This is a genomic window from Pedobacter sp. Bi27 (genome assembly GCF_918698255.1).
Lineage (GTDB): Bacteria > Bacteroidota > Bacteroidia > Sphingobacteriales > Sphingobacteriaceae > Pedobacter.
Map to the genome: position 1 here is coordinate 761,142 of NZ_CAKKMW010000003.1, position 18,921 is coordinate 780,062.

An 18,921-nucleotide genomic window follows, 5' to 3' on the forward strand; every position below is an offset into this window, starting at 1 on the left:
GAATCTGTTTCTTAGCTTGCAGATGCTTCCTTCGTCAGTATGACTTTATTTTAAGCCTTCTCCAACAAATCCCTTACATCGGTAATTTTTCCGGTTACGGCTGCTGCTGCTGCAGTAAGTGGACTGGCCAATAACGTACGTGCATTTTGCCCTTGTCTGCCTTCAAAGTTTCTGTTTGATGTAGATACACAATATTTACCTGCCGGGATTTTATCTTCGTTCATACCTAAACAGGCACTACAGCCTGGTTCGCGTAACTGGAAACCAGCAGCTTCGAAAATTTTATCCAAACCTTCGTTTTTAGCTTGTTGCTCAACTTGTTTTGATCCTGGAACTATCCAAACCGTAACATTATCAGCTTTGCGTTTATCTTTAACAAAATCGGCAACTTCGCGTAAATCTTCAATGCGTGAGTTGGTACAGCTTCCAATGAATACATAATCAACCGGTTTCCCGATTAATGAAGAGTCGTCATCAAAGCCCATATAATCTAACGCTTTCTGGTACGAAAGTTTCTCTTTTTCTGGTTGTGCACCAGTTGCCGGAATATGTTCCTGAATACCCATACCCATTCCTGGGTTTGTACCATAGGTAATCATAGGTGCAATATCTGCGGCATCAAAAGTTAAAACACTATCGAATTTTGCATCAGCATCACTATATAATGTTTTCCAATAAGCTAAGGCTTTATCCCACTCTTCGCCGGCTGGAGCAAATTCTCTTCCTTTAATGTAATCGAAAGTAGTTTGGTCAGGTGCAATTAATCCACCGCGTGCACCCATTTCGATACTCATGTTACAGATCGTCATACGAGCTTCCATACTTAAAGCTTCGATTGCCGAACCTGCATATTCTATAAAATAACCTGTACCGCCTGCGGCAGAGATTTTGGCAATAATGTATAAGATAATGTCTTTCGCGCCAACACCTTTTCCAAGCTCGCCGTTTACCTCAATTTTCATGGTTTTAGGTTTCGACTGCAATAAACATTGCGTTGCAAACACCTGCTCTACCTGCGAAGTACCGATACCAAATGCGATCGCACCAAAGGCACCATGGGTTGAGGTATGGCTATCGCCGCAAACCATTGTTTTACCAGGTAAGGTGATACCCAACTCAGGGCCGATAACATGTACAATGCCTTGAAAAGGATGCCCTAAACCATACAGTTCTACACCGAATTCTGCACAATTTTTGGTTAACATATCCACCTGATAGCGTGAAAGCTCCTCTTTAATTGGCAATAACTGATTTAATGTAGGTACGTTATGATCGGCCGTTGCTACAGTTTGTTTCGGACGGAAAACAGGTAATCCTCTTTTGCGCAAACCATCAAATGCCTGCGGAGAGGTTACCTCGTGTATTAAGTGTGTATCAATGTATAAAATATCAGGAAATCCTTCTTCACTTTTTACAACGTGAGCATCCCAAATTTTTTCTACTAATGTTTTTGACATTTTATTATTATTTAATGTTTGTCAGTCCGAACTTGTCGAAGATTTTTTCGTTATAAACAAAAAGAGTTCCTTCGACAGGCTCAGGATGACATTCTTTTTGTTTCTATGCTGTTTTAATCGCTTTCATTGCAGTCATTGCTTTACGCAAGGTTGCTCCAATCTGTTCTACCTGGTGAGAACGGATAGCCTCATTGATATCGATTAATTGTCTGTTATCAACAGCGCCATCTTTACCTTCGTTGAAGTTTTTACCAACTAAATCAGTGTCTACTTTTTTCATGAAATCGCCCAAAAGCGGTTTACAAGCCTGATCGAACAAATAACAACCGTATTCAGCAGTATCAGAAATAACACGGTTCATTTCGAACAACTTCTTACGTGCAATGGTGTTGGCAATAAGTGGTGTTTCGTGTAACGATTCGTAGTAAGCCGATTCTGGTTTGATACCTGCCTGTACCATGGTTTCGAAAGCCAATTCAACACCAGCACGAACAAAAGCAACCATTAAAGTATAGTTATCGAAATATTCCTGCTCACCGATTTTAACATCACCAGCAGGCGTTTTTTCGAAAGCAGTTTCACCTGTTTCAGCTCTCCATTTTAATAAATTTTTATCTCCGTTTGCCCAATCTTCCATCATGGTACGGCTAAATTCGCCACTCATAATATCATCCTGGTGTTTTTGGAATAATGGGCGCATAATATCTTTTAATTCTTCCGAAATTTCGAAAGCTTTGATTTTAGCCACATTGCTTAATCTGTCCATCATGGCCGTAATACCACCTTGTTTTAAGGCTTCGGTAATTACCTCAACACCATATTGAACCAATTTAGAAGCGTAACCTGCATCGATTCCTTTTTCTACCATTTTATCGAAAGATAGGATAGAACCTGTTTGCAATAAACCACAAAGGATGGTTTGCTCGCCCATTAAATCTGATTTTACCTCAGCTACGAAAGATGATTTTAATACACCAGCTCTGTGACCGCCTGTACCTGCGCAATATGCTTTTGCCTGTGCCAATCCTTTACCTTGAGGATCGTTTTCAGGGTGAACTGCAATTAAGGTAGGAACACCAAAACCACGAACATATTCTGCTCTAACTTCGCTACCAGGGCATTTAGGTGCAACCATAATAACGGTTAAATCTTTACGGATCTGCATACCCTCTTCAACGATATTGAAACCGTGAGAATATAACAAAGTAGCTCCTTCTTTCATTAACGGCATAATTGCATTTACAACAGCAGTATGTTGTTTATCTGGAGTAAGGTTAATTACTACATCTGCATTTGGAATCAGTTCTTCGTAAGTACCAACTGTAAAATTGTTTTCAGTTGCATTTTTCCACGAATCGCGTTTGCCTTCAATTGCTTCCTTACGTAAAGTGTAGCTTACATCTAAACCACTATCTCTTAAATTTAAACCTTGGTTTAAGCCTTGTGCACCACAACCTACAATTACCAGTTTTTTGCCTTTTAATGCGCTAACGCCATCTAAAAATTCAGAACTGTCCATGAAGTCGCAAACACCTAATTGGTTTAATTTTTCTCTAAGAGGTAATGTGTTAAAATAATTTGCCATTGTTTTTTATTGGTTAATTTCTATTTAATTATCGTTATATATTCTTTTTTTCTGCAGGTTGATTACACAGATGAGGTGATTACACTGATTTTTTTTATTATCGGTTCATATCTCATCCGTTTCCATCATCCATTTTTTTCCTGCGGATTGATTACACAGATGAGGTGATTACACTGATTTTTTTATTATCGGTTCATATCTCATCCGTTTCCATCATCCATTTTTTCCTTCGGTTTGATTTCACAGATATAGTGATTTCACCGGTTTTTTATTTGAAAAGCAGGTTCCTGTGCTTTTCGGTTGTTTCAGTCCCGCTTTCCGTAAAAAATTTAGAATGTCATGCTGAGCGTAGTCGAAGCACAGTCTAAAATTTTTACTGCTATCGGGTTTATTTTAGTTGGGCCTGTTTTTCAAAACCCTCATCCATCTTACATCTTTTTATATCTGTCTTTTCAGTGCCCATGCATAACCTTGGTGTACATTATCATGACCAATAGTTGTGATCAGAATTTCTTCAATGCTGTTCATCTGTACGCCATAGGTAGCTGTTGTAAAAGGAGTGATGTTTGAAAATTTTCCGTTTGCATAATCTTCCTTTATTTTTTCAATGCTTTCCAATGCTATAACTTTCAATTCTGCTACTTCTTCTTCTGTTACGGTGTAGGTTGGCTTCGTATCTTTTTTATAATACTCGTTAAATTTTACCGAAACAGCATCTTGCAATACACCTGTACGAACATAACAAAGCGTTTGTGTGCTCACTACAACATGGCCAAAATTCCAGATAATGTTATTGTTGTAACCATCGGGAATTTTATTTAATTCTTCGATTGTTAAATCATCTATCAACTTAATAAATGCCTTGCGTGAGTTTATTATAAAATCAAATACCTCGTTCATCATATTATATTTCGTATCTATCTAATTATCGTTTTGTTTTTCAGCTTCGGTTAATGTTTCGTTAAAGGTAATCTTGTTAAAGAACGGGTCGTTTACTGTTACTGCCCAGGTTCCGTAAAAAGTTTTCTCTAAACCTGGCCTGTTGTACTTATATTTTTTATCTATTATTTCTTTATGAAATGCTTTCAATCCTGTACAATCTACATATACATTTGCACCGGGAGAACTATCTCCATGGTGCTCACTTAAATGGAGTTCGATGTCACCTAATGAAATCTGCATATAAACAGGGGTATTTTCTTCAAACGTGTGTTCCCAGTCTATTTTAAAGCCCAACCAGTTTACGTAAAACTCTACTGCTTTATCGTAATCGAAAATTCTTAAAATCGGTATGGCTTTATTGCATTTCATGTTCTCGATTTTTCTTAAAAGATTGCTTCGTCTTTCCTCCTCGCAATGACGGATTTGTTATAGACCTTACATCGTAAAAATCTTCTGTCCTTTTTCTAAAAACTCGTTTTCTACTAATTCTTCACCTGGTTCGAAAGCTTCGAATTCCTTTAGTTTTTCGTGAAAACCGGCACTGTCTTTAATAATGGCTACTCTTGCAGATCGTACAAATTCAATTAATTCGTAAGGTTCTAAAGCTTTTACCAAAGCATCAGTTTCTTCGCGGTGACCAGTTACTGCAAAAACGGTATAATCTTTACGGATCACTACTGCACTTGCACCGTATTGTCTTAATAAACGCTCTACAGTTACTTTTTCTGCAATTTCATCTGTAGAAACTTTGTAAAGCGCCAATTCCTGCCAGATAATTTCTTCGTTGGTGTTGAAATAAACTTTCAATACCTCAATCTGTTTTTCTATCTGACGGGCCAGCTTCCTCACTACTTCGTAACCTTCGTGGATGACGATGTTGAAACGGTGTATTCCTTCAATTTCAGATGCGGAACTGTTTAAACTTTCGATATTGATTTTTCTTTTCGAGAAAATAATCGCAATCCTGTTGAGTAAACCAATGCGGTTTTCGGCGTACACCGTAATGGTATATTCCTGTTTTCCTTCTAGGTCAACGGTGTCTTCTGTATATTTTATTTTATCTTCAGTACTCATGATAGTTTCTTTTTTATCTTAAACCTCTACCTTACTTCAACCTGATTTCGCTTACACTCATTCCTTGTGGAACCATTGGGAAAACATTATTTTCTCTGCCCACCATAACTTCTAATAGGTAAGAACCTTCATGGTTGATCATAGTTTCTAGTGCCTGTCTTAAGTTTGCACGCTCATCAACTTTGCCCGCTTCGATATAATACGATTTTGCTAAAGCAACAAAGTCAGGACTTGTGATATTCACGAAAGAATAACGCTTATCATGAAAAAGCTGTTGCCATTGACGAACCATACCTAAAAAGCGGTTGTTCAAGATCAGAATCTTCACTGCTGCGCCAAATTGCATAATGGTACCCAATTCCTGAGGCGTCATCTGGAAACCACCATCACCGATAATAGCGATAACGGTTTTATCAGGTGCGCCATATTTAGCGCCAATTGCTGCTGGTAAACCAAAGCCCATTGTACCTAAACCACCAGAAGTAATGTTGCTGCGGGTATTGTTAAATTTAGCATAGCGACAGGCTACCATTTGGTGCTGACCAACATCGGTAACGATTACGGCATCACCACCACAGATTTCGTTGATGTTGCGCAATACTTCGCCCATGGTCATTTCATCACCAGTTGGATAAAGTTCGGGAGTAATGACTTGATCTATTTCCTCCTGGTTATATTGTCTGAACTTAGCTAACCAATCTTCGTGTTTGTTTTCGTTAACTAAATTGGTTAATAGGGGTAAAGTTTCTTTACAGTCGCCCCAAACACCAACTTCTGCTTTAACATTTTTATCAATTTCGGCAGGGTCGATATCTAAATGTACAACTTTAGCTTGTTTGGCATATTTATCTAAACGACCGGTTACACGGTCATCAAAACGCATACCGATGGCAATAATTACATCAGCTTCGTTCGTTAATACGTTTGGCCCGTAATTACCATGCATCCCTAACATACCTACATTTAGTGGGTGTGAAGTTGGGATAGCACCTTCGCCCATAATGGTCCATGCAGCAGGGATTCCTGATTTATTGATAAAAGCTTTGAATTCTTCTTCAGCTTTTCCCAAAATAACACCTTGTCCAAATAAAATGAAAGGTTTTTTTGCTGAATTGATTAATTCGGCTGCCTGCTCGATATATTCTACCCTAACTTTTGGCTTCGGGCGATAACTGCGGATGTGGTTGCACTTTACATATTCAGGGAATTCCTCCAGTTGTAATTGTGCATTTTTGGTAATATCGATTAAAACAGGACCTGGTCTACCACTTTTAGCGATATAAAAAGCTTTAGCCAATACCTCTTGAATTTCTTTGGCATCAGTAACCTGATAGTTCCATTTTGTAACCGGAGTAGTAATGTTAATCACGTCAGTTTCCTGAAAAGCATCCGTTCCCAATAAGTGGGCGAAAACCTGTCCGGTGATACAAACCAATGGCGTACTATCGATTTGTGCATCTGCCAAACCAGTAACCAAATTGGTTGCACCTGGCCCGCTGGTTGCGAAAACAACACCAACTTCGCCGCTTGCTCTTGCAAAACCCTGAGCAGCGTGGATACCACCTTGCTCATGGCGAACTAAGATGTGTTCTAATTTATCGGCATAATCATAAAGAGCATCATAAATAGGCATGATTGCTCCTCCCGGATAACCGAAAATGGTGGTTACACCTTCTTCAATTAATCCATTCAACAAAACCTGCGAGCCTGTTCCTTTGAATAAGGTTTTTGAGGTTTCTGCTTTCGCCTCGTTTTGTTGTATTGTATCTTGTGCAGTTTCCATAGTTATGTTTTTGCGGTTCTACTATTCTTTAATTTTAAACCCAATTCTTTGTCTGTCGTTCCATTTTAATTGAGCAACTTTCTCGTCTATTAAATTTTCCATTGCATCATACAGCTCGTTGAGCTGAACATCATGTTCACCAATCCGTTCTTTAATTTCTATCAATTGTTCGTTAAGGTTGCTTTGCTTCAGCAAAATTTTACGAACATCAACAAAGGCTCTCATAATGGCAATGTTCATATTAATCGCCTTATCACTTTTCAAAACACCACTCAGCATGGCTACCCCTTGCTCAGTAAAAGCGTAGGGCAATTTTCGAGTACCTCCCCAACTTGAAGTCACAAATTGTGACTTCAAGTTGGTTCCGCCTTTCATCACAATTTGTGATGATCTACCTTGACTACTTGCATCAATCTGAAGTCTTATCTCTTCAAACTCAGCAGAAGTTAACTGAAACATAAAATCTTCAGGAAAACGCTTTATGTTACGTTTTACCGCCTGATTCAGTGCCTTCGTTTCAACTTCATAAAGCGATGCCAAATCGAAATCCAGCATTACTCTTTCTCCCCGGATTTCATAAATCCTATTCTGAATACTTTTAATTATTTGCATAATCTATTTTATTAGTAATCAATTAATCTGGGGGATGATTTTTTGATTTTAGTATTCGTCAGTTACGCAACCACTAGCTGCGTCTGAAACGGTTTTAGCATATTTATATAAAACACCTTTTGTTACTTTTAATGCTGGTTGTACATAGTTTTTTCTACGCTCGGCAATCACTTCTTCGCTAACTTGCAGGCTAATGATGTTGTTTACCGCATCGATCAAAATCCGGTCTTCATCTTCTACCAAGCCTATTAAGCCACCTTTGTAAGATTCAGGTGTAATGTGACCAACCACAAATCCATGCGTACCACCAGAGAAACGTCCGTCGGTAATTAAAGCCACTGATTTGCCTAAACCAGCACCAATAATTGCTGAGGTTGGTTTTAACATTTCTGGCATACCTGGCGCACCTACCGGACCAGAATTTTTAATTACGATTACATCGCCAGGTTGAACACGTCCGCTAGAAATTCCGGCAATTAAATCGTGTTCGCCGTCGAATACACGTGCAGGGCCTTCAAATTTCTCACCTTCTTTTCCACTTATTTTTGCAACAGAACCTTTTTCAGCCAGGTTTCCGTAAAGAATCTGTAGGTGACCAGTGGCTTTAATCGGCTCACTTAGTTTCTGGATGATTTTTTGATCATAATCCATGATCGATTTTACATCGGCTAAATTCTCAGCCATGGTTTTTCCGGTAACAGTTAAACAATCGCCATGTAATAAACCCTCGTTTAATAAATATTTCAATACTGCCGGGATACCTCCATATTGATGTAAATCCTGCATTAAGTATTTTCCACTAGGTTTGAAATCGGCAAGTACGGGTGTTACATCACTCATGCGCTGGAAATCATCTTGGGAGATTTCGATACCGATAGCTTTACCCATTGCAATAAAATGTAATACTGCATTCGTACTGCCACCTAAAATGATAATTGAACGAATGGCATTTTCGAATGCTTTTCTCGTCATGATATCTGATGGTTTGATATCTTTCTCTAATAAAATTTTGATGTATTTACCTGCATCTAAACATTCTTGTTTTTTCTCCTCGCTGATTGCTGGATTCGAAGATGAATAAGGCAAACTCATACCTAAAGCCTCAATTGCTGATGCCATTGTGTTTGCAGTATACATCCCTCCACAAGCACCTGCACCAGGGCAGGTATGTTTTATGATGCCCTGATAGTCTTCTTCAGAAAGGTTACCACATATTTTCTGCCCCAGCGCTTCGAAAGCTGAAACAATGTTCAATTCTTCGCCTTTGTAATGGCCAGGCGCAATCGTACCACCATAAACCATAATTGAAGGGCGATCTAAACGTGCCATGGCCATAATCGCGCCAGGCATGTTTTTATCACAGCCAGGGATAGAGATAATTCCATCGTAATATTGGCCACCACAAATGGTTTCGATACTATCAGCAATTACATCACGGCTTACCAACGAATAACGCATTCCATCAGTACCGTTGCTCATCCCATCACTTACACCAATGGTATTAAAAACCAAGCCGACTAAATCATTTTTCCAGACCCCAGCTTTGACGTCTTTTGCAAGATCGTTAAGGTGCATATTGCAGGTGTTACCATCGTAACCCATACTTGCAATACCGACCTGCGCTTTAGCCATATCAGCATCAGTTAATCCGATTCCATAAAGCATAGCTTGCGCTGCCGGTTGTGTAGGGTCTTGTGTAAATGTTTTACTGTACTTGTTTAATTCGCTCATTGTTTAAATTGTATGTATTCTGTTGTATTTCAATTATTTCTTTTTGAGGCAAAAAAAAACCGCCTCTTGTGGGAGGCGGTTTCGATATGGTATATTTTTAATATTATACGCAACGATTTCCACCTCTCTTTTGAGAAATGACAATAATTAGGTTGCTAATAATGTTTGTGTTTATATTCATGTCTTTGATGAATCACAAACATACTAACTATTTAAAAAAGTAAAGAACTATTTAATCTTATTTATTTTTTACTCCGATCACGATTCCTGTTGCCCAAACCTGCTTGGTTAAGTGCAGATCATCACGGGATTCTAAATCTTTGATCAATTTTATAGCCTTATCCTGGTGGCCATCAGGCCAATTCGATTGTGGCAACATATCATCGATGATGTAAAGTCCGCCGGTATTAAGCATAGATATCGCCTCATCTAAAAGCAAATATTTTCCATGCCAGGTATCAGCAAAAATATAATCGAACTTTTTGTCTTTATTCTTTTCAATCCATTCCGCACCATCGGTATCAACTAATGTTAAGCGTTCATCCTCACCAAGAAAAGTTTTGGCAATCGCTAAAAATTTAGCGTCGTTATCTATCGAGGTAAGTTTACTATTTTGATCTAAACCATCTAATATCCAGGAAGTAGATAAACCTGTTCCTGTTCCAAGTTCCAGAAATTTACCTGAAGGCTTGGTAGAAGCAAGTGTTCTGAGCAAAGAGCAGGTCAGCACATCAGATGCCATGTCAAATCCTGATGCTTTTGTTGCACCATTAATTTGCTGGTAGGCCTTCGGGAAGTGTTGATTGATTTCTTCAGTCATCTGTTTTTTAGTGTTTTTTTTGTTTAGAATTCTTTTTGGTTGATGGTTTTTTAGTCGATGGTTTATAGCTTAATCGGCCATCAACAATGAACTATTTAACTATCAACCAGTTTGCTTCTCACTATATAATCACTTCGTAATTCACTTTTTCCAGTACCAGGTTTTTATAAGCTCGCTGTATGGTATAACCGAGAGATTCTCTCCACAACGGGCGATATACAATATCATCAATTGATGCTATACCTGCTATCTCGGTTGCTGTTCCACATAAGAAAGCGTTGTCGGCATTTTTTAAATCTTCTGTAGTTAATTTTTTCTCAATGCATTCTATATCGAGAACGGTGCAAAGTTCTTTTACGGTTGCACGTGTAATTCCTGGTAAAATATTTCCTAAAGATGGTGTAAACAGTTTTCCGTCTTTTTCAAGAAAGATGTTTGCTCCAGATGCCTCGGCAACAAAACCGTGCATATCCAAAAGCAAAGCCTCGTCATAGCCTTTAATATTTGCCGCAGTAGTAGCTAAAATAGAATTAACATAGTTTCCACTCAATTTCGCCTCCATTGGAATGGATTTTGGGTTTGGCCTTTCATAATCAGAAACCGTTAATTTTAACAATTTGTTGCCAGAATATGCATCCCATTCCCAGGCACAGATTAAGATCGAAACCCCACTCGGCTCGTTTAATTTCATGTTCGGGTGGCAAAATACCAAGGGACGGATATAAGCATCTTTCAGTTTATTCAACTGAAGTAATTTATAGGTTGCTGCAATTAATTCCTGTTTATCCCATGGGAAAGGAATGTTTGCCAACTGGCAAGAACGCTCTAAGCGATCGAAATGGGCCGCGGCTTTGAATATGCGGTTGCCGTTGTGTGTTTTATAGGCTCTAATACCCTCGAAAGCAGCATAGCCGTAGTGTAGCGACTGCCCGTAAAGGTCAGTACTGCTATTTACAGCTTTTTCGAACTGTCCATCAAGGTAAATAATCGTATTAGAATTATAGTATTTCATCTGTTTATTCTTGTTGTTTTTTAACCGTCAGATGGAGCTTACCACAATAAATAAGCATTCCATTTTTTATTTTGACTATTTATTATGGACGGTTCATAATACTGTCTTTTTGTTATTTAAAAAAAGCGTCCCGTTTGTATCGGGACGCTTTAGGTATATTTAGTTTTTTAAAATCTATTTAAACTGCGTCCGCTTATTACCCCATAAAATGTTTAGGAGTAGGAGGTTAAGTAAAATGACAGGTAACAACACTACATTACCAGCTGCTTTTGCAGGAGTAGTGGTAGAAAATATGTTGTTCTGAATAGTCATTGTTATCTTATTGTTTATAAAAACCAATTTAGTTTTTGGTTCATTAATATGCAAGAGAAATCAGAAAAAAGTTAAATAAGAATATTATTCCGAAAATATATTAATAATCAGAATATTGTTCTTAACTAGAGTTGGATTAGTTATTTAATGCCGATAGCCGTAGACCAAATATCAAAACGGTATACAGTCTGTTTGTTATGCTTGCATTATAAATTTTCTATTTTTCTGCCTAAAACGAGTTAAAGGCTGTATGAAATTTAAAAATCAGGTCAGATTTTGATGTTAAAATGCGAAGAATTATTAGTGTTTTTTTGTGGATATTAAAGTATTATTAAACTTGCTTGATTGCTATTGTAAAGTGGTGTAATTTAATATTAGAAACTATTCTTATGAAAACAATTTATATCTTTTTTGTTGTTTTAATCGTATTATTTAGTGGTTGTTCCCCGTCAGATTCAACCTCACATCTCAAAATGGGGAACCAGACCATTTTAACTTCTGATACAGTAAGGTTATCTGTTAAGGTAGCAGGCAAAGGACCTGTTTGTATCTACTTGCATGGAGGCCCTGGTCAGGACTTTCTTTCCTTTGAAAAAATGGGTGGAGCAAATCTGGAGAAATGTTTAACAATGGTTTATCTGGATCAAAGAGGATCTGGTCATTCGCAAAATGCAAAGAATTATAGTTTAAACCGGATTGTTCGAGATGTTGAAGAACTGCGGTTGAAATTGGGCGTAGAAAAAGTGTACTTACTTAGTCATTCATTTGGTGGTATTCTGGCCATTAACTATGCCTTGAAGTATCCAGAACATTTATCGGGCATCATCATGGCGAATACAATAGCCCACTTCATGAATCCAAATCAGATTAAGGAACAAATTGAATATGGATATCGGTTACTAAAAAAGGATACCACTATAAATGAAACAGATTTTAAAAAATTAATGAATGGAGCGGCGCTGGTTAGAAAAAAGTTAAGCACGGTGCATCTTGGATATAAATATATTGTCAATGATGTAAATACCGTTATCAAAATGGACAGCATCGAAAATTCCTATAAACGCACATCAGATTTCGGAATGACACTTTTTATGCCTTTAATGGATAGCACAAAGGTGCAGAAGTATCCAGAATATTTTAAAGATTATGCGTTACTTACCAGTGAAATTAAAATACCTGCCTTGATTATAACGGGTAAAGATGATCACGCTGTTGGACGGGACTATTACAAAAATTATAAGTTTAAAAACCAAGAGGTAGTACAGTTAAACGGCTCGCACATGCTTTATTATGAAAACAATAAAGAATTTACGGCAACAGTATGTGATTTTGCTAAACAATAATATAAAACAAAAAGCCTCCCTGATTTTAAATCGGGAGGCTTTTTAAATGAGTTAATTATTTTGCTTAAGCGACGCCTTCGGCTAAAACCACAATTTTGTTGTGAATAGCTTCTACTACACCGCCTTTAATAAAAAAGCGCTGCTCATCAGCTTTGTTTGCTTTTATAATAACTTCTCCATCTTCTAAAGTAGAGATGATAGGGGCATGGTCTTTTAAAATCTGGAAAGAGCCTAAAGTACCAGGCACCGTAACTGCTGTTACTTCACCTTCGAAAACTTTTTTATCTGGAGTTAATATTTCTAAATTCATGTTTTTTTTGTTTAGCGTAGAGCGTAAGGCGTGGGGCGTTTACACGCTTGTCGCCTTACGCTTGTCGCGTTTCTTAGTTCGCTTCTGCTAATAATTTTTTACCTTTTTCGATCGCATCTTCAATGCTACCAACCAAGTTAAATGCAGCTTCTGGATACTCATCAACTTCACCATCCATGATCATGTTAAATCCTTTGATGGTATCTTTAATGTCAACCAATACACCTTTTAAGCCAGTAAATTGCTCAGCTACGTGGAAAGGTTGAGATAAGAAACGCTGAACACGACGTGCTCTTGATACAACTAATTTATCTTCTTCAGACAATTCGTCCATACCTAAGATCGCGATGATATCTTGTAATTCTTTGTAACGTTGTAAAGTTTCTTTAACACGTTGTGCAGTGTTATAGTGCTCGTCACCTAAAACAGCAGGAGAAAGGATACGTGAAGTAGAATCCAATGGATCTACCGCAGGATAAATACCTAGCTCAGCAATTTTACGCGAAAGTACTGTAGTAGCATCTAAGTGGGCAAAAGTTGTTGCCGGAGCCGGGTCAGTTAAATCATCCGCTGGTACGTATACCGCTTGTACTGATGTAATTGATCCACGTTTTGTTGAAGTAATACGCTCTTGCATTAAACCCATCTCAGTTGCCAATGTTGGTTGGTAACCTACAGCTGATGGCATACGACCTAATAAAGCCGATACCTCAGAACCTGCCTGCGTAAAACGGAAGATGTTATCAACGAAGAAAAGGATGTCTTTTCCAGCGCCTTCGCCATCTCCATCACGGAAATATTCTGCAACTGTTAATCCTGATAATGCTACACGTGCACGTGCACCAGGAGGCTCGTTCATTTGTCCGAAAACCAATGTTGCTTTAGATTCTTTTAATTTTTCAGTATCAACAGCTTTCAAATCCCATCCACCTTTTTCCATTGAGTGTAAGAATTCGTCACCATAGTTGATAACGCCTGACTCAATAAACTCACGAAGTAAATCGTTACCCTCACGAGTACGCTCACCAACACCTGCGAATACTGACAAACCAGCATAAGCTTTAGCGATGTTGTTTACCAACTCCATAATTAATACCGTTTTACCTACACCAGCACCACCGAATAAACCGATTTTACCACCTTTTGCATATGGCTCTAATAAATCGATAACTTTAATACCTGTAAAAAGTACCTCAGTTTCAGTTGATAAATCTTCAAACTTAGGAGGAGTAGCATGGATAGGACGACCATCAGTTTTATCAACTGTGTTGATACCGTCAATCGCTTCACCAACTACATTAAATAAACGACCTTTAATTTGGTCGCCAACTGGCATTTTAATTGCAGCACCAGTGTCAACTACGTCCATTCCACGAACTAAACCGTCTGTAGAGTCCATCGAGATTGCGCGTACACGATCTTCACCTAAGTGCTGTTGAACTTCTAAAACAATTTTTTGTCCATTTTCTTTCGTTATCTCTAACGCATCAAAAATTTTAGGTAGATGGGCATCATTAGCAAAGCTAACGTCAACCACAGGGCCGATAATTTGTGCTATTTTTCCTAAGTTAGGCATATCTGTTGTGAGTAAATTTATTACAGTCAATGAATTAAAGCTGTTTAAAGGGGCTCCAATTCGGTTGGCAAAGTTAAGTTTTTCTTACTTAATTTTAAATATATATTATAAATTTTTTCAACATGGTTTTTATAGATAATTTAGAGCCATAAATAAGGCATATGAAAACCATTTTAACAACAGGTAGCAACGGTCTTTTAGGGCAGAAATTAACTGAAAAAATTCTCGCCGAAGGCAGGGTAAAGCTTGTTGCTACTGCTAAAGGAACAAATCGCTATCCCGTAAAGAATGGCTATGGATATGTAGAAATGGATATTTTAAATACTGCTCAGGTTAGGGAAGTTATCGAAAGATACAGCCCTGATGCCATTGTGCACACCGCCGCAATGACCAATGTTGATATTTGTGAAGCCAATAAGTCGCTCTGTCGTCAATTAAATGTAGATGCAGTTCAAACGCTGATAGCAATATGTGAAGAAAAAAACATTCAGCTTATTCATTTAAGTACCGATTTTGTTTTTGATGGTGCCAACGGACCATATAAAGAAGAGGATGCAGTTAATCCGGTAAGTTATTATGGCGAATCGAAAGTACTGGCGGAAGAGCTGGTGAAGAACTCAAAAGCGAACTGGGCGATCTTAAGAACAATATTGGTATATGGGATAAGCAGTGATATGAGCCGGAGCAATATTGTACTTTGGGCCAAAGAGGCATTGGAAAAAGCATCGCCTATTAATGTAGTAAACGATCAATGGCGTATGCCCACTTTAGCTGAGGATTTAGCTGAAGCCTGCTTGTTGGCTATAGAAAAAAATGCAAAAGGAATTTACCATGTATCGGGTAAAGATTACATGAGTATTGCAGATTTAGTGCGAAAAGTTGCCGAGTTTTGGAGTCTTGATCAATCATTTATTAATGAAATAAGTTCGACAAGTTTAAACCAAACGGCTAAACGACCGGTTAGAACTGGTTTTGTTTTAGATAAGACCATTAAAGATCTAAATTACTGTCCACATAGTTTTGAAGAAGGCTTAGCAATTTTAGATCAGCAGATAAAAGGTTAGTTTTGAGTCCGCGGTCTTGAGTTGAGAGTTAAAAACAATTAAGCAATAAAACAATTTAACAATACATTAACCAATTAATTATAGTATGGCATTACAAGTTGGCGATAACGCCCCTGATTTCAAATTATACAGTTCTGATTTAACCGAAATCGCGCTTTCTGGTTTCAAAGGTAAAAAAGTAATTATCCACTTTTTCCCGATGGCTTTTACCGGGACGTGTACAGAACAATTATGTACCATGCGCGATAATTTTAGCTATTACGAAGGGATAGATGCACAGGTAATTGGCATCTCAGTTGATTCTCCATTCTCTTTGGCTAAATTTAAAGAAGTTCAAAGTTACCAGTTCCCTTTATTGTCTGATTTTAACAAAGAAGTGTCAGCAGCTTACGGTGCTTTTTATGATGAATTTGTGTTCGGATTGAAAGGTGTTTCTAAAAGAGCGGCTTTTGTGATCAATGAAGAAGGAAAAATAGCTTATGCAGAAGTTTTGGAAGATGCACATGATTTGCCTGATTTTAAAGCAATTAATGATGCATTAAGCGCATAAAACATATTCTGCAAAGAATTATTTTGAGATTTTTTTAAAATTTAATTGGAAATTAAAATATCAAATTATACCTTTGCAGTCCGTTAACGATACGGAAACGCATTTGTAGCTCAATTGGATAGAGCATCTCACTACGGATGAGAAGGTTTGGGGTTCGAATCCCTACAAGTGCACCTGAAGGGAGAATTGAAAAATTCTCCCTTTTTTGTTGTTCAGTTTGAAAGATCTTTTTTAGCTTAACCCCGCTTTTCCCAGGAACCTTTCTCGCCAAGAATTTTTAAATAGCTCTTATATGGCTCACTAGCGTGATAAAGTTGATACAGCTGATTGGTTAGCGCTGTAAGAAAGTTAAAGAAAATTAAAAATTCTTCTTCTGAGTTATAAATTCCGCCCCACTCATTCAACCTCCAATTTAACATTTTTCCATTCTGAGTGGTGATCGAAAATTCCAGGTAAGGAATATTTACGTCTGTGTTTTTGTAATAGTCCTGCTGTAGTCCACCCAAAAAGCCTATTTGCTTTACGGGAACCTGAATGGAGTGTATTTCTGAAAACAAAACGGAACCGAAACTGGAACTGGTAAAGCCTTCTTTACTTAGTGAAACAATTTCTCCAGACCGCCTTTCGGAGGCCACTTTAAACAACCTGTAAATGGCCATAAACATTAACGGTAAGGAGATCAGCAATAGCCAGGCGGGGAAAAGCGGATCCGGATGTAGCAGTAAAACGATGGCTGTTAATGAAATAGTCAGCAAGGTGGTAAAAAACCAAAACAGAATAGTTGCGTTTTTTTTGCCGTTATTAAAATGGAAGCGATAGGTATTCATAAATAACTAATTGGATAAATATCAAACCACAATTTCGGAAATTATTGCAGTAACGAAAGAGAAATTAATTGTTAAAATTTTTAATTTAGCCATAAACCGGAAGCTGAAAGAATAGTTTTCAGTTGTTGAAATTGGAGCGCGTTTTTATTTTGGTCGTCAATCACCTGGAATTGAATTTCTGAAATAAAAATGGAAAAATTTAATTCGTCTCCTTTGCCGAAAAATACAAATGAAAAATGTTTTACTTTAATTGTCCTGCTGTTAATGTTGCGCTGGCAAAAGCACAATGTAACCGAGCAGATATAGCCACTGCTCCATAAGGGCTATTGGTTGAAGATAATTATTTATATGCTACAGCTATAAGAAATAAATGGAGAATCATCAAATAGACTATATGCAAATACAGTTACAGGAAAATATTCCGTTAACTGAAGAAGAAATAGCACAAATGGAAACAGCGCAAAAAGCAGTCATGAGAATCGCTGTAATTACGCTTGTTGCTGGTATATTCTTTATTGGAATAATCGCTGCTTTAGCTGTAGAAAAGGAAACGCTCAACAATCTGAAGTATTACGACTATATCGCTTTTGCAGCAATAGGATTATTAATGTTTAGTTTTTGTTACTGCATTGCCTGGTTAGTAGATAGGTACAGCAAATACAATTGGAAGAAAGATAAATTAAACGGAAAAAACAGATTAACGAGTGTAGTTATCGGTCGGGACAAAACAGAGCATGCAGAATACCTGACTTTTTCGGGTCCAATTAAAAATGAAAAAATAAGGATTGAGGTTAAGCAAGAAGATTATAGCCGCTACAAAATTGGATCGAAAGTTATTGTTACTTATCTGAAATTTAGCAAGAGGGCTCTTGATATCACAGACTTTAAATATGAGGATCAATAAAAATGGTCTTCTATGCTAAGCGGTAAATGTTTTTTTGTTGATGGCAACATCACGGCATTTCGTTTTTTGCAATTTAGGTATATTGGAAATATCAGTCCAGTAAGGTTAGAGATACTTAAGTTTTTTGTAAAATTTAATAAAAATGTAAAAGGATTGTTTGGTTAGGCCCTCTAGTATTTGAAGAAAATTCTGTTAAATATAAAAATGGCACAAGATTCTTCTTAGAAGGAGATAAATGTCATTAAAATAGCCCATTTTTAAATAAATCATCAATTTTAAATGGCATCTAAATTAATAATTATATATTTGCAGCCTTGAAAGTAACAATGTCTAATCCTATTAATCAGTGATTTGAAGATTACTTTTAACAGAGCCATAGGAATAAGGCTTTTTTAATTTTTGAAGACAACCTAAACAACTTGAATGCTTAATTTAGTTCTCTTTGGCCCTCCAGGGGCGGGTAAAGGCACCCAATCTGAAAAGCTGATTACAAAATATCAGTTGGTACACGTTTCAACAGGCGATCTTTTTAGAGCACACGTTAAAGGAGAAACCGAATTAGGAAAAAAAGTAAGTCAATTGTTAGCTGATGGAGAATTGGTTCCAGATGCCATTACAATTGCCATGCTTGAAGAAGAGGTAGATAAAAATCCTGATGCTAAAGGATTTGTGTTTGATGGATTTCCGCGTACCGTTCCGCAAGCAATTGAGCTCGATCTATTTTTGGAGCGTAAAGGCAGTAAAATTGCTGGTGTTATTGCTTTAGATGTTGACCAGGACGAGTTAACAAAACGTATTGCCGAACGTCACAAAACCAGCGGCCGTCCTGATGACGATGCTGAAAAATTAAAAAAACGGATTTCAGAATACTTTGATAAAACCATCCATGTATTACCTTATTATGAGGAGCAAGGAAAGTTGAATAAAGTAAACGGAATAGGTGAAATAGAAACAGTATATAATGATCTTTGCGCTGTAATTGATCAGTATAAGGTATAAAGTTCATGTAGCGGATATAA

At 37.5% G+C, this 18,921-nt stretch carries 18 protein-coding genes and 1 tRNA gene; 6 read left to right on the forward strand and 13 right to left on the reverse strand.

The genetic code is table 11. From position 1 onward, the window contains the following. Positions 1-50: 50 nt before the first annotated feature. The 10 genes from leuC to ilvE all read right to left on the reverse strand — a co-directional run bounded on the left by leuC (position 51) and on the right by ilvE (position 11,016). Positions 51-1,457 carry a 3-isopropylmalate dehydratase large subunit gene (leuC, locus tag LQ227_RS13350; protein WP_230144791.1) on the reverse strand — a complete coding sequence of 469 codons (1,407 nt, stop codon included), beginning with the start codon at positions 1,455-1,457 and terminating at the stop codon, positions 51-53. Positions 1,458-1,560: 103 nt separating this feature from the next. Next, a complete protein-coding gene (gene ilvC / locus LQ227_RS13355) occupies positions 1,561-3,042 on the reverse strand; it encodes a ketol-acid reductoisomerase (RefSeq protein ID WP_116251731.1) in 1,482 nt (493 codons plus the stop codon). Between the two features lie 438 nt (positions 3,043-3,480). Then, positions 3,481-3,945 (reverse strand): DinB family protein, encoded by a 465-nt coding sequence (locus LQ227_RS13360; protein WP_230149623.1) that lies wholly within the window; start codon positions 3,943-3,945, stop codon positions 3,481-3,483. Positions 3,946-3,963: 18 nt separating this feature from the next. After that, positions 3,964-4,353, reverse strand: coding sequence for a glyoxalase superfamily protein (locus LQ227_RS13365; protein ID WP_230144793.1), 390 nt, complete (start codon positions 4,351-4,353; stop codon positions 3,964-3,966). 66 nt (positions 4,354-4,419) lie between these two features. Then, on the reverse strand, positions 4,420-5,058 hold the full coding sequence (gene ilvN, locus LQ227_RS13370; RefSeq protein ID WP_057931987.1) for an acetolactate synthase small subunit: 639 nt from the start codon (positions 5,056-5,058) through the stop codon (positions 4,420-4,422). 31 nt (positions 5,059-5,089) lie between these two features. Next, positions 5,090-6,841, reverse strand: a complete 1,752-nt coding sequence (gene ilvB / locus LQ227_RS13375; RefSeq protein ID WP_230144794.1) for a biosynthetic-type acetolactate synthase large subunit — start codon at positions 6,839-6,841, stop codon at positions 5,090-5,092. Positions 6,842-6,862: 21 nt separating this feature from the next. Continuing rightward, positions 6,863-7,453: an ORF6N domain-containing protein gene (locus tag LQ227_RS13380; RefSeq protein WP_230144795.1), complete on the reverse strand. Its 591-nt coding sequence runs from the start codon at positions 7,451-7,453 to the stop codon at positions 6,863-6,865. A gap of 48 nt (positions 7,454-7,501) precedes the next feature. Then, entirely contained in the window at positions 7,502-9,184 is a 1,683-nt protein-coding gene (ilvD, locus tag LQ227_RS13385) for a dihydroxy-acid dehydratase (protein WP_230144796.1), read from the reverse strand. A gap of 238 nt (positions 9,185-9,422) precedes the next feature. Further along, positions 9,423-10,004, reverse strand: a complete 582-nt coding sequence (locus tag LQ227_RS13390; protein WP_230144797.1) for an O-methyltransferase — start codon at positions 10,002-10,004, stop codon at positions 9,423-9,425. A 121-nt stretch (positions 10,005-10,125) separates the two neighbouring features. Then, positions 10,126-11,016: a branched-chain-amino-acid transaminase gene (gene ilvE, locus LQ227_RS13395; RefSeq protein WP_230149625.1), complete on the reverse strand. Its 891-nt coding sequence runs from the start codon at positions 11,014-11,016 to the stop codon at positions 10,126-10,128. A 701-nt stretch (positions 11,017-11,717) separates the two neighbouring features. Between ilvE and LQ227_RS13400 the strand changes: the two genes are divergently transcribed. Further along, positions 11,718-12,671: an alpha/beta fold hydrolase gene (locus LQ227_RS13400; protein ID WP_230149627.1), complete on the forward strand. Its 954-nt coding sequence runs from the start codon at positions 11,718-11,720 to the stop codon at positions 12,669-12,671. Positions 12,672-12,735: 64 nt separating this feature from the next. On the opposite strand, the gene atpC is transcribed toward LQ227_RS13400, so the two are convergent. Continuing rightward, on the reverse strand, positions 12,736-12,981 hold the full coding sequence (gene atpC / locus LQ227_RS13405) for an ATP synthase F1 subunit epsilon (RefSeq protein WP_029276466.1): 246 nt from the start codon (positions 12,979-12,981) through the stop codon (positions 12,736-12,738). 73 nt (positions 12,982-13,054) lie between these two features. Continuing rightward, positions 13,055-14,557, reverse strand: coding sequence for a F0F1 ATP synthase subunit beta (atpD, locus tag LQ227_RS13410; RefSeq protein ID WP_029276465.1), 1,503 nt, complete (start codon positions 14,555-14,557; stop codon positions 13,055-13,057). A gap of 161 nt (positions 14,558-14,718) precedes the next feature. Between atpD and LQ227_RS13415 the strand changes: the two genes are divergently transcribed. The 3 genes from LQ227_RS13415 to LQ227_RS13425 all read left to right on the forward strand — a co-directional run bounded on the left by LQ227_RS13415 (position 14,719) and on the right by LQ227_RS13425 (position 16,344). Further along, the gene (locus tag LQ227_RS13415; protein ID WP_230149629.1) at positions 14,719-15,621 is read left to right on the forward strand and encodes an SDR family oxidoreductase; all 903 of its coding nucleotides are present in this window, start codon (positions 14,719-14,721) and stop codon (positions 15,619-15,621) included. An 85-nt stretch (positions 15,622-15,706) separates the two neighbouring features. Continuing rightward, a complete protein-coding gene (locus tag LQ227_RS13420; RefSeq protein ID WP_230149631.1) occupies positions 15,707-16,171 on the forward strand; it encodes a redoxin domain-containing protein in 465 nt (154 codons plus the stop codon). A 99-nt stretch (positions 16,172-16,270) separates the two neighbouring features. Continuing rightward, a tRNA-Arg gene (locus LQ227_RS13425) sits at positions 16,271-16,344 on the forward strand. A 63-nt stretch (positions 16,345-16,407) separates the two neighbouring features. On the opposite strand, the gene LQ227_RS13430 is transcribed toward LQ227_RS13425, so the two are convergent. Beyond that, on the reverse strand, positions 16,408-16,998 hold the full coding sequence (locus LQ227_RS13430) for a hypothetical protein (protein WP_230149633.1): 591 nt from the start codon (positions 16,996-16,998) through the stop codon (positions 16,408-16,410). Between the two features lie 370 nt (positions 16,999-17,368). On the opposite strand from LQ227_RS13430, the gene LQ227_RS13435 reads away from it, so the two are divergent. Together LQ227_RS13435 and LQ227_RS13440 are read left to right on the forward strand one after the other, a co-directional pair. Further along, positions 17,369-17,902: a hypothetical protein gene (locus LQ227_RS13435; RefSeq protein ID WP_230149635.1), complete on the forward strand. Its 534-nt coding sequence runs from the start codon at positions 17,369-17,371 to the stop codon at positions 17,900-17,902. 423 nt (positions 17,903-18,325) lie between these two features. Beyond that, a complete protein-coding gene (locus LQ227_RS13440; protein WP_086547556.1) occupies positions 18,326-18,901 on the forward strand; it encodes an adenylate kinase in 576 nt (191 codons plus the stop codon). Positions 18,902-18,921: the final 20 nt, after the last annotated feature.

Bases quoted from the DNA above. Each gene is read 5' to 3' on its own strand.
- LQ227_RS13420 (WP_230149631.1), top strand. From the start codon at position 15,707: ATGGCATTACAAGTTGGCGATAACGCCCCTGATTTCAAATTATACAGT.
- atpC (WP_029276466.1), bottom strand. From the start codon at position 12,981: ATGAATTTAGAAATATTAACTCCAGATAAAAAAGTTTTCGAAGGTGAA.
- LQ227_RS13430 (WP_230149633.1), bottom strand. From the start codon at position 16,998: ATGAATACCTATCGCTTCCATTTTAATAACGGCAAAAAAAACGCAACT.
- atpD (WP_029276465.1), bottom strand. From the start codon at position 14,557: ATGCCTAACTTAGGAAAAATAGCACAAATTATCGGCCCTGTGGTTGAC.
- ilvN (WP_057931987.1), bottom strand. From the start codon at position 5,058: ATGAGTACTGAAGATAAAATAAAATATACAGAAGACACCGTTGACCTA.
- LQ227_RS13365 (WP_230144793.1), bottom strand. From the start codon at position 4,353: ATGAAATGCAATAAAGCCATACCGATTTTAAGAATTTTCGATTACGAT.
- ilvB (WP_230144794.1), bottom strand. From the start codon at position 6,841: ATGGAAACTGCACAAGATACAATACAACAAAACGAGGCGAAAGCAGAA.
- leuC (WP_230144791.1), bottom strand. From the start codon at position 1,457: ATGTCAAAAACATTAGTAGAAAAAATTTGGGATGCTCACGTTGTAAAA.
- ilvC (WP_116251731.1), bottom strand. From the start codon at position 3,042: ATGGCAAATTATTTTAACACATTACCTCTTAGAGAAAAATTAAACCAA.
- LQ227_RS13390 (WP_230144797.1), bottom strand. From the start codon at position 10,004: ATGACTGAAGAAATCAATCAACACTTCCCGAAGGCCTACCAGCAAATT.
- LQ227_RS13415 (WP_230149629.1), top strand. From the start codon at position 14,719: ATGAAAACCATTTTAACAACAGGTAGCAACGGTCTTTTAGGGCAGAAA.
- LQ227_RS13360 (WP_230149623.1), bottom strand. From the start codon at position 3,945: ATGATGAACGAGGTATTTGATTTTATAATAAACTCACGCAAGGCATTT.
- ilvE (WP_230149625.1), bottom strand. From the start codon at position 11,016: ATGAAATACTATAATTCTAATACGATTATTTACCTTGATGGACAGTTC.
- ilvD (WP_230144796.1), bottom strand. From the start codon at position 9,184: ATGAGCGAATTAAACAAGTACAGTAAAACATTTACACAAGACCCTACA.
- LQ227_RS13400 (WP_230149627.1), top strand. From the start codon at position 11,718: ATGAAAACAATTTATATCTTTTTTGTTGTTTTAATCGTATTATTTAGT.
- LQ227_RS13435 (WP_230149635.1), top strand. From the start codon at position 17,369: ATGGAGAATCATCAAATAGACTATATGCAAATACAGTTACAGGAAAAT.
- LQ227_RS13380 (WP_230144795.1), bottom strand. From the start codon at position 7,453: ATGCAAATAATTAAAAGTATTCAGAATAGGATTTATGAAATCCGGGGA.
- LQ227_RS13440 (WP_086547556.1), top strand. From the start codon at position 18,326: ATGCTTAATTTAGTTCTCTTTGGCCCTCCAGGGGCGGGTAAAGGCACC.